This window comes from Reinekea blandensis MED297 (assembly GCF_000153185.1).
Taxonomy (GTDB): Bacteria; Pseudomonadota; Gammaproteobacteria; order Pseudomonadales; family Natronospirillaceae; genus Reinekea; species Reinekea blandensis.
The window spans coordinates 115225-128354 of sequence record NZ_CH724155.1 but is presented as its reverse complement, the minus strand read 5'-3'; the positions used below and the strand labels follow the sequence as shown (position 1 = coordinate 128354).

9 protein-coding genes are annotated in these 13130 nt (G+C 54.6%); 8 read left to right on the top strand and 1 reads right to left on the bottom strand.

Annotated features, from left to right (window positions below; translation table 11 throughout):
* The first annotated feature begins 8 nt into the window (after window positions 1-8).
* From MED297_RS19980 to MED297_RS19945, 8 genes are all read left to right on the top strand, one after another.
* The gene (locus MED297_RS19980) at window positions 9-1022 is read left to right on the top strand and encodes a COX15/CtaA family protein (protein ID WP_008048265.1); all 1014 of its coding nucleotides are present in this window, start codon (window positions 9-11) and stop codon (window positions 1020-1022) included.
* Window positions 1015-1941, top strand: a complete 927-nt coding sequence (gene cyoE / locus MED297_RS19975; RefSeq protein WP_008048264.1) for a heme o synthase — start codon at window positions 1015-1017, stop codon at window positions 1939-1941. Before MED297_RS19980 ends, cyoE begins: the two co-directional genes overlap by 8 nt.
* 3 nt (window positions 1942-1944) lie before the next feature.
* Entirely contained in the window at window positions 1945-2604 is a 660-nt protein-coding gene (locus MED297_RS19970; RefSeq protein WP_008048262.1) for an SCO family protein, read from the top strand.
* A gap of 32 nt (window positions 2605-2636) precedes the next feature.
* Entirely contained in the window at window positions 2637-5840 is a 3204-nt protein-coding gene (locus tag MED297_RS21670; RefSeq protein WP_050762970.1) for a diguanylate cyclase, read from the top strand.
* 114 nt (window positions 5841-5954) lie between these two features.
* A complete protein-coding gene (gene pip / locus MED297_RS19960; protein WP_008048258.1) occupies window positions 5955-6923 on the top strand; it encodes a prolyl aminopeptidase in 969 nt (322 codons plus the stop codon).
* On the top strand, window positions 6920-7357 hold the full coding sequence (gene dtd, locus MED297_RS19955; RefSeq protein ID WP_008048256.1) for a D-aminoacyl-tRNA deacylase: 438 nt from the start codon (window positions 6920-6922) through the stop codon (window positions 7355-7357). The genes pip and dtd overlap by 4 nt, the downstream gene beginning before the upstream one ends.
* Window positions 7358-7453: 96 nt before the next feature.
* Window positions 7454-9568, top strand: coding sequence for a diguanylate cyclase domain-containing protein (locus MED297_RS21665; protein WP_154651022.1), 2115 nt, complete (start codon window positions 7454-7456; stop codon window positions 9566-9568).
* A gap of 170 nt (window positions 9569-9738) precedes the next feature.
* A complete protein-coding gene (locus MED297_RS19945; RefSeq protein ID WP_040557727.1) occupies window positions 9739-12804 on the top strand; it encodes a beta-galactosidase in 3066 nt (1021 codons plus the stop codon).
* Window positions 12805-12846: 42 nt separating this feature from the next.
* Here the strand turns inward: MED297_RS19945 and MED297_RS19940 are convergent, their stop codons facing one another.
* Window positions 12847-13062 (bottom strand): hypothetical protein, encoded by a 216-nt coding sequence (locus MED297_RS19940; protein WP_008048252.1) that lies wholly within the window; start codon window positions 13060-13062, stop codon window positions 12847-12849.
* Between the last annotated feature and the right edge of the window lie 68 nt (window positions 13063-13130).

Here is a 13130-nt window from a genome sequence, read left to right as displayed (position 1 = left end):
GAGCGCGAATGAACGCACAACGAAAACCCGGATTTTACCTCGCACTGCTCTCCACATTGTTCGCGGTGTCGGTGGTGGTGTTGGGCGCCTTTACCCGATTGGTCGACGCGGGGCTCGGCTGTCCTGATTGGCCGACCTGTTACGGTCATATCTGGGCGCCCCAGACCGAGCTTGAGATTGCGATGGCGAACGAGGCGTACCCGGAAATCCCCGTGGATCTCAATAAAACCTGGCCGGAGATGGTACATCGGTACCTGGCGTCCACACTTGGTTTGCTGATCATCGGTCTGGTGGTGATTGCCGTGCGCAACCGTCATCGCGAAGGACAGCCGGTGAAGTTGCCAATATTTCTGTTGGCGTTTGTTTGTCTGCAGGGCGCGTTCGGAGCCTGGACCGTCACTTTGAAGCTCTGGCCGCAGGTGGTTACGGCGCATCTCTTGGGGGGCTTTACCACCTTCGCGTTATTGGCAGTGCTGACCTTTCGGCTCAGTGGACTGCGTTTTCCAGCCTTGTCGGCCAAGCGTGTTCGCCGTGTGCTTAAACCGCTGGCGGCCTGGACGCTGGTGGCCGTTATCGTTCAGGTGTTTCTGGGTGGATGGACAACATCAAACTACGCCGCGCTGGCGTGTCCCGATTTTCCCAAATGTCAGACGCAATGGTGGCCGGATCTGAATTTTCAGGACGCGTTTGATTTCGCCCACCCCATTGGCCCCAACTATCTTGGTGGCCAACTGGAAATCCCTGCACGCACGGCGATTCATCTGACCCATCGAATCGGCGCGGTCGTGGTGACGGTATTAACGCTGGCACTGGCCTTTGTCTTGGTTCAACAGCGGCAGCGTGGCTGGGCATTGCTGTTAACCGGACTGCTGGCGGCGCAGGTCGCTTTGGGCATCAGCAATGTGGTTTTGGGATTGCCGCTGATTGTTGCGGTGTTGCATAACCTGGGTGGGGCGCTGTTATTACTCTCGGTGGCTTTGTTGAATGTTATTCTGAATCGAAAGGAGGTGGCTTATGTCTGATCACGCTCTGCACCCGGTGTCGACACTTCGGGCACTGGCCTCGGACCTGTTTGAAATGACCAAACCCAAGGTTGTTTTGCTGATGTTGATCACTGCCTGGGTGGGTATGGCTTTGGCGCCGTTAGGTGCCGTGCCCTGGGTGCCGGTACTGGCCGGTACCGTCGGGATTGCATTACTGGCTGCCGCGGGCGCGGCGTTTAACCACATTCTCGATCAGCACATTGACCAGAAAATGGCGCGAACGCATCGGCGACCGGTGGCAACGGGTCGGATTAATCCGACCTTGGGATTTTCGTTTGCGACGACGCTGACCGTCAGTGGGTTTGTTGTGTTGTTCGTGCTGACCAACCCTCTAACCGCCTGGTTAACCCTGTTTTCTATGGTGGGCTACGCGCTGGTGTACACCGCGTGGTTGAAACGCTCGACGCCGCAGAACATTGTCATCGGTGGTTTGGCGGGCGCGATGCCGCCTTTGCTTGGCTGGACGGCCGTGACCGGGTCGATTACCGGCTTGCCATTATTACTGGTGCTGATCATCTTCGCCTGGACGCCGCCGCACTTTTGGGCGCTGGCCATCCATCGGAAAGACGATTATGCCAAAGCCAATGTGCCCATGATGCCGGTGACCCACGGTGTTGAATTTACCCGCATTCAGGTGTGGCTCTACACCTGGCTGTTGCTGGCGGTGTCTATGTTGCCGGTGGCGTTGGGCGCCATGGGTGGAATTTATGCGGCCGCTGCATTGATATTGGGTGCCCGGTTTCTGCAATGGAGTTTTCGTCTGCTGCGTGGACAGCGGGTGGATGCGGCGTGGGCGACCTTTAAATTTTCCATCACTTATCTTCTGTATTTGTTTCTGGCGCTGTTAGCCGATCGTTTCCTGTGGCACTCTGTGACTTCTTTGATCTCGGGGTCGTAAACCATGTCTGAAGGATTAGCGGTTCGACAGAAAAAAGCCGTGCGCTTGACCGTTGGTATATTGGTGGCCGTGATTGCCTCCATCATTGTCGCCATTGTGCTTAAATTTGCCACCATGCAGCCGGATCTGAAAGCGGAACTGGAGCGCAGCCACACACTGTATTTTGAAACACCTCGTTTGGTACCGGATGTTGCATTAACCAAACACACCGGAGAACCATTCAGTGTGGATCAATTGAAAGGGCAGTGGGATCTGATTAATTTCGGTTACACCTATTGTCCGGACATTTGCCCGACGAACATGGCCGACATGAAACAGGCCCGGGCGCAACTTGAAGCTCAGGGTCTTGCGGATCAGGTTCGCTTCTGGATGGTCACGGTTGATCCGGCACGCGATACGGTTGAGCAGCTATCGCAATACGTACCTTATTATCATCCGGAGTTCATCGGACTGACCGGGTCGCTCGATGACATCACCACACTGGCAACGCAGTTGTCGGCGGTGTTTTATCAAGAAGGTTCGGGCGAAGGCTACACCGTAGCCCACAGTGATAATTACGCCTTGATTGATCCGCAAGGTCACTTTGTGGCGCTGATGCGTCCGCCTCACAAACCGTCCCACATCGTGGATGCTTTGTCTGTTCTGATTACGCAGGGGTCGTAAAAAACCTCTATCCTTAAATGAGGCCGTATACATTGACGGCGCTCACTTACGACCGCAAAGCAGACGACAGTATGCAGACCTTCAGTCATATTTCTCTGGATTGGGTATCGGCCATAAAAGCCGGGCGTTTCGATATCCCTTTCCAGAGCGTGGAAACCAACTGCTGCAATGCATTAGCTGACATCGCCCAGGCTTTGTCGGATGACGCCGGTGTCCAGGTGTTTTCGTTCGAATACATTCCCGGATCGGTCTCTGATCCGTATGAACTTTTCTATCGCATCCTCAACTGGTACGAGCAGCAATATGGCGAAGCGGTCATCGATCAGCTGATTGAAGACTGTTGTTATGTTTATCATCAGGACCTGGTAAAAGCCTGGTACCTGAAAGATCACCTCTATCGTGATGAACCCTTGCTGTTCGACCAAGCCAGTTACGAAGAGCAGGAGTTTCTGTCCGGTATTGAACGGATTCTGGATCGTTTGTCGCAACGTCGACCCTTCCTGGTGCTGATCAGTCAGATCGATTTGGCACCGGATATCATGCAGCAAGCGTTCATTCGGTGGATGCAGGACAAACCACAACCCAGAGGTTGGGGCATTGTTGGTTTCATCCGCCAGGCCCGTCGTCTGCGTCGCCTGCAGGGGCAACCCAGTTGGCAGGAGTGTCTGAGAATTCTGGAACGGCAAGAGCTGATCTTTCCGTTCGATGTGACGCCTGACCAGATGAACGCTTCATATAGCTGGCACCGACCGGCACCGATTAAAGGCTATCGTAATCTCTACCGCATGCTGATCAGTGCAGCGGATACATTCGCCTATTCCGATGTGATTCGGATCGTGCAGCTGGTTCAGCCCCGTTACGCTGAGCAGAAAGCGGGGCAGCTGCTGTTTCTCAGCGCTTACAGTTCTCTGATGATGCAGGATCTCGATGAGGCGATTCAGAAGTTCACCCGTGCTCAGGACATGCTGCAGTCGACCAACAATGAAGGCATTTTGACCGGATCTTATTATTGGCTATCCGTTTGTTTTACATTACGTGCGCAGGAAAAATGGGCGCGGGAAGCACAGGAGCAATGTGAAAAGCTTGCGCTGGAGTACGAAGACCCGCGTTGGTACGCCTTAAGCCAGTTCGCGGGCTATTACATCGATTCGCATCTGACGCAACATCGACTCACGCCGTCAAATCTCCGCTCTTTACGTTACCTGCTCAGTGAGCAGAGTTTTGACAACATGTTGGCGTTGACCTTTACCCAGATCTATAGCAATCAGGGATTTGACGCGGAAACCTCATCCCGAGACTATTTGCGCAATTGCGTTAGCGCGTTGAGGATCTTTCGGCAAGCCGGCAATCATATGGGGGTGTCGATTGCGCTGCATGCGATGGGCGTCGTTTACATGCGCCTTGGCAATGTTCGGCAAACGGAACGGTTGTACGAGTTGAGTCTGTCGATCCGCGATCAGTATCAATCCAAAGCCGACCTGGTGCCCATGCTCAACGCTCTGGGCTACTTTCTGATCGGCAAAGAAGACTGGCAAAAAGCCTGGACGCTGTTTGATCGGGCGCTCGGTCTGTTGATTGAAAACCGCAACTTTAATGAAGCCTCCGTCACGCTCTACAACTTTATCTGGCTCTACACCCAAAGTGGGTCCATTAATCAGGCATTGGAACTGATGAATGACCTGCTGGAGTTGATGCGCATTCGTGACATTGAAAGCGTTCCGTTTCGCAACCTCAAAGATCTCTGTGTGCTCAAAGGCTGGTTGCACATTCTGCTGCGACAACCGGTGCAGGCCCGCTATTGTCTGGTGCGTATGCAGGGTTACAGCCACTTGCATGAAACCTCCTTTACCGGCGTACTTCGCGATGTTCTCGAGGCGCGTCTGGCGTTGTCCGATGGTGAGCAAGCACTCGCGCTGAGAGAGACGCAAAAGGCGCAGCGCCGTGTCAGTCATGCTCATGATCTGGATTTGTATATGGAAACGTCGCTGCGGTTGGAGATCGCCCGATTGTTTGTCGATCTGGGGCACAAAGAAAAGGCGTTACCGATTTTTACCGAGCTTCGGCATAAAGCGCATCGCCATCAGCTCGATACGCTGGCTCAACGGGTATCCAGAGCATCGCTGGGGATTAACTATCTGGCTGAAACCACCTTGCCGGCAATGTCCCAGCCGTATCAGGTGTTATTGGACATCGCGCAGAAAGAAACTCAACTGTTGTCATTGCAGAATGAACTGTCGCAATACCATCAGATAAATCTGTTGATGGAAATGTCGGCCGAGTCGGATAGCGTCGACCGTTTTCTCCAACAGGTCATCGACGTGCTGGATCGCCGAATCCCCGCCAATGAGTTTGCGGTTCTGCTGACCGGTACCTCGGACTATCCGGTGCACTCTGCTTACACGAATGACGTCCCGGCCAATCGGATCCGACAATGGCAATCACGTTTGCCGGTCACGAATCGACACCAGCAGAGCTTTACTCTGAACGATGAAGAATGCCTCGCCTTACCACTGAAAACCGAAGCGCTTGAGCAGGGATGGTTACTGCTCAGTGGGGATGCGCAGCAACGACAGGTTTGGAACGTCAACTTTCTGGGGTTGTTCGCACAACAACTGGGGCTCATTCTGGACCGCCGCTTGCGGGAAGCCTACCTGGAGCACCGCAATAAAACCGATTTGCTGACCGGGCTGTTGAATCGAGCCGGACTGTTTGAACGGTTGAAAAAACTGTTTGCTCAGCTGCGGCGCGATACCGAACAGCCCTTTGCATTGTGCTTTTTCGATCTCGACCATTTTAAGTATTTTAATGACCATTTCGGCCACGATCTGGGTGATGGCGTGCTGAAAGCGCTGGCTGATCAAGTCAACACGCAACTCAGGGGAACCGACGAACTCTGCCGCCTGGGAGGTGATGAGTTTATTCTGCTGCTGCCGAAAACGGATCGCGCGTCTGCCGAGGCTTTGGTCGAACGGTTACGGACAACCCTGGCCAAGCCGGATTGGTGGCTTTCACTGCTTATAGACTCGACTTCGTCGGACGCAAACCCGGTGCCCCGAAACGAGTGGATCACCGCCAGCTTCGGCGTCGTGGTGCTGGACCGCTGGCCGCCTGACGGCGTCAGTCGTATTGATTTGCTCGCGCAGGGGGATGCGGCCATGTATCAGGCGAAAAAGCAGGGCAAAAACCGCGTTGTGGTGGTGGACTATGACGCGAGTGGCTGCTCTGAAAGCGACTGAGATCTGGTTGCCGCAGGCCGGATCTGTGATGCATCACCAGCACCGGACAGAATTGAGTTAACAGCTCGTGCTGACTGTGCGACTATCGAGGTACGCCTTACGGAGAACATAATAATGAGAACCTTGTTTCCGGAGATCCGCCCCTATCACACTGAATGGTTGTCGGTTGGCGACGGGCATGAGCTGTATCTGGAGTGTTGCGGTACTGAAACCGGTATACCCGTGCTGGTGGTTCATGGCGGCCCAGGGGCCGGTTGTTCGGAACAGATGCGCCGGTTTTTCGACCCTGAGCGCTACCACATTATCATCTTTGACCAGCGCGGTGCCGGTCGCTCTCGCCCACATGCGACTATCGAAAACAATTCAACCACCGACATTCTCAACGACATCGAACAGATTCGTCAGCACCTTGGTATTCATCGCTGGGTGCTGTTTGGGGGCAGTTTCGGCGCGACACTGTCGCTGTTGTATGCCCAGAAACACCATCAACACGTCTGCGGACTGATTCTAAGGGGCGTCTTTCTGGGACGGCAGCAGGATCTGGACTGGTTATACCGAACCGGTGCAGGGCGTTTTTTCCCTGAAGAATGGCAGCGCTTTCAGGCTGAGGTGGCCGAAAGTGACGGCGACGACTTGATTGACCGGTATTACCAGGTCCTGCACGGTCCCAATGAACTGGCGCGAGTCTCGGCCGCCAAGGCCTGGGCTCGTTGGGAAGCGGCCGCCACGTCATTCCGGCCCAGTCATCGATCCGAAGAGTATTATCTGGCGACGCATACCGCCCTGGCGCTGGCCCGGATTTCCAGTCATTTCTTCCGCCATCAGTGTTTTATTGAATCTGACCAGGTGCTTCAGAACGTTTCTCTCCTTGCCGGTATTCCGGGTTATATCGTCCATGGGCGCTATGACATGGTTTGTCCTCCGGATCAGGCCTGGGCGCTGGCCCAACAATGGCCCGATGCCGAACTGGACTTAGTGCGCGAAGGCGGGCATTCGGCGTTTGATGGCGCCATGACCGATGTTTTGGTACGCGCCACCGAACGGTTGGCGAAACGCCTGGGTTCACCGGAGAGTGAAGCATGAAGGCGCTGATCCAGCGAGTGAAGCATGCACGGGTGGAGGTTGATGAGCAAACCATTGGCGATATCGGGCCGGGAATGCTGGTGCTGGTGGGCATTGATGCTCACGATACTGACAACAGTGTGGATAAGTTGTCGGACCGGCTACTCAAATACCGTCTGTTCGCCGATGAAGACGGCCGCATGAACCGAAATGTCGTGGACGCGGGTGGAGAAGTGTTGCTGGTCTCTCAGTTCACGCTGTCCGCCGATACCCAAAAAGGTCTGCGACCGGGTTTTTCCACGGCGGCGACTCCGGAAGAAGGACAACGATTGTTTGAGCGGGTGGTTGAACGCGTTCAGAGTCAGCATCCGAGAGTGGCGACCGGTAAATTTGGCGCCGATATGCAGGTAACGCTGCAAAACGACGGTCCGGTGACGTTTTTGTTAGAAAATTAGTCAATTCAGGTGTTTTGACGATTTTTCTCACAAGAGTGTTTGAAATTAATCATTAATGGCGTCAGTATTTTTTGTGATGAAGTTCACAATTTAAAAATGATAGACAGTAAAACACAGATCGAACGATGGTTAGACGAATGCTGGGATCGCATGTTGAGCGACCCGGCAGGCGCGCGCCTGCTCGCTGAACAAGCGTTGCAGTTGGCAGACGATGGCAGTGAGCCGGCTTGTCGGGCACAGCTGTACGCTGGGCTTTGTGATATCTATCTGGGTGAGTTTGAGTCTGCGGTGTCAGTACTCAGCCCGGCGCTGAAGCTCGCCCTCAGTAAAGGTTACCGTCAGAATCTTTTGCGCATCAACAACGCGCTGGGCATGAGTTATCAGTCCCTTGGCCGATACAGTGCCGCTTATGACCACTATGAGTACGCGCGCGACCTGGCTCTGGACGCGAACGATATCCAACGGCTGACGCCACCGATGTTGAACCTGGCCGACCTGTTGTTTGATATGGGGCATATCGAAAGCAGTGAACTGGTTCTGAATGATATTCTTGGCCGTGACCTGACCGAGGCTTCCGAAGACAATCTGATCGAAGCCTGCATCCTGCAAGCGCAGATTCTGCTGAGCCACGTTCGCTTTGATGACGCCGAATGCATTCTGACGCAAACAGAGGCCTGGGCCCGTCGCGTCGACTTCCATTACGCTCTGCTGCGCTGCAAAACGCTGCGTGGGCGCATGTATCGGTTGCGCGGCGAAATAAACGACTCTATTCAGGTGCTTTCTGATGTACTCGATGCGCCGCTGATGAAGTCCGAGAGCCAGGAAGCCATCGCCGTCTATCTGGAACTGGGCAAAGCCTGGTTCAGTGCCGGCAATCCGAAGCAGGCTGTGGCGGTGTTAAACGATGCCATTGCTCGGCTGGGGCTGGCCAAGTTCTCAACCTTGCGTCTTAAAATACTTGAGCAACTGGCTTACGGTTATCAGTTGCTGGACGATGCCACTCAGGAAGCGGCCACACTCTGGGAAATGCGCACGATTGAACAGAGCGCTCAGGTTCAGGATGCGTTGCTGACGGTGCAGTTGCGGGAGTACCGGCAACAACAGTCGCAGGATCAGTTAGAACAAAAGCTGAAAGAGCGGGAGAATCAGCTCCTTAAGCAAAGTTATGAACGGTTGCAGATGCTGAACGATGTGGCGCATCAGATCACCATGACGCTTAACTTCCCGGAGCTTGGACAGCGACTTTATCGAATACTCGCGGAACACGTCGACGTACATTTTGTTTCGCTGACCACCTTACATGAGCGTGAACAACAGCTAACTTTCCGGTTTATTGTTGATGAAGGGGAGCGGATTACCGCCCCTGACATTGCCATGGATAAACGTGGCAGCCATACCGTGAAAGCGCTGGCGACACAGAAACCGGTGGTTATCAACGATGTTCAACGGTTGGATCGAGATCACGTCGTCGGGACCGGAACGTCACCGCGTTCCATGTTATTTGTGCCTTTGATTCTGGAAGATGAAGTGCTCGGTGTCTTCTCCATGCAGTCTCCTAAACCTAATCGATTCCTCGATTATGAACTGGAACTGATGGTGGCAATCAGTAAGTTCATCGCCATTGCCACGGCGAACATACTGTCGCATGACAAGGTCCGGGAGCTCAACAACATCCTGACTCAGGAAAAGCAGACGATCCTGGATGCTCAGGCTCGCATCGAGCACATGGCGTATCACGACACCCTGACGACGTTGCCGAATCGGCAGGCGTTGCAGGAAGTCATTGAAGAGCGTATCAAAGCCAATGCTGACGGGCCGTTTCATCTGGTGTATATCGACCTGGATGGCTTCAAACCGGTGAATGATCGCTACGGGCATCGGCATGGGGATCGGGTGTTACGTGACATTGCCAAGCGGGTCAAAGAGGCGTTGCGCACCGATGATTTCGCCGCACGTATCGGTGGCGATGAGTTTGTTCTGCTGATTGAAGCGTTCGATAACCGAAAAGACCTGCAGGCGTTTTTGAATCGGTTGTTGACGGTGATTCAGGAGCCGGTATTGACGGATGCGGCTGGAATTGTGGTCTCGGCCAGTATTGGCGCGGCTCGTTATCCGGACAATGGCGTCACTCTGGATGCCCTTATGCACAGTGCAGATCAGGCCATGTATGAGATCAAACGTAACGGCAAGGGCGGTGTCATGGCGCTTTGAGTGTCGCCTAACCGCCGTTCCTCACTTCCTCTGTTTCTCTTCCATATCTTTCCTATAAACCGAGGTAATTTGCCGCTTTCGGGCAGCATAAATAAGTTCTGGTTAACAGTTGATAGCGATTCTGCTAGTCTTTGAAAACGTTACCAAATCAAGCCGGAGAGCGATGCCTCATGACGACATTCAGTACTATCCGCATGGCCCGTGACTGGGAAAACCCAGCCGTCGTTCAACAAAATCGCTTGGCCGCTCATGCGCCACTGCACGGTTATCCGAGTGTTAAAGCCGCCCGGCAAGGGCAAAGCCAACGACGCAGTCTGAATGGTGAATGGCAGTTTGCTCTGTTCGATCAACCGGAAAGTGTGCCGGATTCTCTGATCAACGGTGAGGGTGGTTTTACCGACCGGATCGAGGTGCCATCGAACTGGCAGTTGCAGGGGTTCGATCGACCCATCTACACCAACGTTCAATACCCGTTTGAGGTTAATCCACCGAAGGTTCCCGAGGCGAACCCAACGGGGGTCTACCAGCGAACCTTCATACTGACCGACGCGGATCTGACCGGCCAGGTGCGGGTGTTGTTTCAGGGTGCGAACTCGATGCTCTATGTGTACTGCAATGGCCAGTACGTAGGGTTGTCTAAAGACAGTCGCCTGCCAGCGGAGTTTGATCTGTCGGATGTGGTGCACGCCGGTGAGAACCAGTTAACGGCCGTTGTGATTCGCTGGAGCGATGGCAGCTATCTGGAGGATCAGGACATGTGGTGGTTGTCCGGCCTGTTCCGAGACGTTGAGTTGTTGATCAAGCCGGTCGTTCATATTGCCGATTACCGGGTGCGGACGGAGCTGGATGCACTGTATCGTGACGCCGTGCTGGACATCGAAACCCGTCTGCAATGGCCGCTGTCAGAACCGTCATTAGCGCTCCGGGCACAACTCTATCAGGGCGATGAGTGCCTGGTTGATGTACGCGTCTCGCCGGGCTCAAACGATGTGGACGAACATGGTGGTTATCCGGAAATCTGCCACCATCGGCTGGCCATTGAGAATCCTCAGAAGTGGTCGGATGAGACGCCCGCACTCTATACGTTGATTCTGTCATTGGAAGACGCCGACGGGATCGTACTGGATGTTGAAAAGACCCGGGTCGGCTTTCGTCAGGTTGAGATCCTTAACGGTCAGCTTTGCCTGAATGGCCAGCCCTTGCTGATTCGGGGGGTGAACCGTCATGAGCACGATCCGGTGCGTGGCCACGCGATCACGCGGGACTCAATGGAAACCGACATTCGGTTGATGAAACAACACAACTTTAATGCGGTTCGGACCGCCCATTATCCGAATCATCCGGACTTTTATGATTTATGCGATGAGTACGGGCTGCTGGTGGTTGATGAGGCCAACCTTGAAACCCATGGCATGTGGCCCTGTTCACGACTGTCGCAGGATCCGCTCTGGCTGAATGCCTACCTTGAACGGATGACCCGCTTGGTGTTGCGGGACCGGAATCATCCCTGTGTGATCGTCTGGTCCCTGGGTAATGAATCGGGCGTCGGTGCCAATCATGAGGCCATGTATCGTTGGACCAAAGCTGTCGATCCGACCCGACCGGTGCAATACGAAGGCGGCGGCGCCGATACGGGTGTGACGGACATCATCTGTCCGATGTACGCCCGGGTGGCCCAGGATCAACTGCTACCGCCATTGCCGAAATGGGCGATTGAAAAGTGGATTGGCTTGCCAGGCGAGTCACGCCCTTTGATTCTCTGTGAGTACGCACACGCCATGGGCAACAGTCTCGGCAGCTTCGACGAGTACTGGACTCTGTTTCGACGCCACCCACGACTGCAAGGCGGGTTTATCTGGGATTGGGTCGATCAGGGCATTGAGCAGACGGCTGACACCGGTGAAGCCTACTACGCCTATGGCGGCGACTTTGGGGATACCCCTAACGACCGTCAGTTCTGTATTAATGGCTTGATCTTTCCAGACCGAACGCCGCATCCGACCTTATTAGAAGCCAAGTTCTGTCAGCAGTATCTGCAGTTTGCCCGCGTGCCGGGTTCGCCGCTCAGTGTGGAAGTCCACAGTGAGTACGGTTTCCGATCCACCGACAATGAAGTGTTGCACTGGCAGGTGCTGGAGGACGGCCAGCCCATCCTGTCCGGATCAGAGGAGCTGCATCTGTCTCCCGGCGAACGTCGGTTGCTGACCCTCAGTGAAACGCCGGTGCCCGTGAAACCCGGTTGTGAATACTTTCTGTCGGTCGAGGTGGTGACACGTGATGCCAACGCCTGGGTTGAGGCCGGTCATTGCTTGGCGCAAGCACAGTTTGAACTGCCTGCGCACCCGGCGTTAACCCCATGGCAGCCGGGCGCTACCGATACCATCAATGTCAGTGGTGATCGGCAAGTCCTGATCGAATGCAGCGTAGCCAAATGGCAGTTTGATACCGAACGCGGTGAACTGATCAGCTGGCAGAAAACATCGGGTGACGAACTGCTGGCCGCTGCGCCGGTGGATAATTTCTATCGGGCACCCATCGACAATGATATCGGCGTCTCAGAAGCGCATCGTGTGGATCCGAATGCATGGGCGGCCCGGTGGCAAGCGGCCGGTGTGGATCGGCTGCAGCGTCAGGTTCTGGAAACCTCGGTTCACAAACAGGCTCATTCCGTTTTGGTGACGGTGCGGCAACGCTATTGCGTGGATGGTGCGGAGGTTATCGAAACACGTTGGAACTATGACTTTCAGTCGAGCGGTGAATGGACGCTGTCGGTCTCAGTATCGGTGTCGAACGGTCTGCCACCATTGCCGAGAATCGGAATCGAACTGCCGCTGGTGGCCAACGCGGAAGGTGTCGATTGGTACGGTCGTGGACCCCATGAGAACTATCCGGACCGCCGCAGTTCAGCGTTATTCGGGCGCTACCAGATGGCGGTCGAAGACGGTCATACGCCCTACATTTTTCCGTCTGAGTCGGGTTTGCGGACCGATTGTCGTTGGGTCGCTGTCGGAGATGCTACCGCTGAAGGACGCTTCCATTTCAGTGTTAGCCGATATTCGCAGACCGCCCTTGCGGCCGCTCGTCACACCCACGAACTCTCGGCGGAAGACGCTGTGTACCTGCGTCTGGATGCTGAACATATGGGCGTAGGTGGCGATGATTCCTGGAGCCCTTCGGTCCATGAGCCGTTTATCCTGAGGGATCGACGGTATCAGTATGGGTTACTGTTTCGGTAGGCGGATTGGGCTGGTCGATTGGCGCAGCCCCAACTCCGATTTTTACAGTGAGTCGATGGTGTTTTTGAGTCGATGTTTCTGATCGGTGACGATGCGTTCCAGTGTCTGAATCCGTTCTTCCATCGCTCGGAATCGGGCATCGACATCGTCGCCTGCTTGTGCCCGCGCGGCTTTAGCATCGGCTTTGAGTTTTTCCCGGTAGATGCCGGCCACCGTCGTAATGGCGACAATGCACAGCACAAAAACAAATACATCCATGGTTTGGCTCCTTAGATTAAAGTCGGGTCGCAGTCCCCGTTACGATGAGGGTTATCATAGAGACCCGG

What these genes read in the sequence shown, in the direction of transcription:
- MED297_RS19980 (WP_008048265.1), top strand. Translation starts at nt 9, where the DNA reads ATGAACGCACAACGAAAACCCGGATTTTACCTCGCACTGCTCTCCACA.
- cyoE (WP_008048264.1), top strand. Translation starts at nt 1,015, where the DNA reads ATGTCTGATCACGCTCTGCACCCGGTGTCGACACTTCGGGCACTGGCC.
- MED297_RS19970 (WP_008048262.1), top strand. Translation starts at nt 1,945, where the DNA reads ATGTCTGAAGGATTAGCGGTTCGACAGAAAAAAGCCGTGCGCTTGACC.
- pip (WP_008048258.1), top strand. Translation starts at nt 5,955, where the DNA reads ATGAGAACCTTGTTTCCGGAGATCCGCCCCTATCACACTGAATGGTTG.
- dtd (WP_008048256.1), top strand. Translation starts at nt 6,920, where the DNA reads ATGAAGGCGCTGATCCAGCGAGTGAAGCATGCACGGGTGGAGGTTGAT.
- MED297_RS21665 (WP_154651022.1), top strand. Translation starts at nt 7,454, where the DNA reads ATGATAGACAGTAAAACACAGATCGAACGATGGTTAGACGAATGCTGG.
- MED297_RS19945 (WP_040557727.1), top strand. Translation starts at nt 9,739, where the DNA reads ATGACGACATTCAGTACTATCCGCATGGCCCGTGACTGGGAAAACCCA.
- MED297_RS19940 (WP_008048252.1), bottom strand. Translation starts at nt 13,062, where the DNA reads ATGGATGTATTTGTTTTTGTGCTGTGCATTGTCGCCATTACGACGGTG.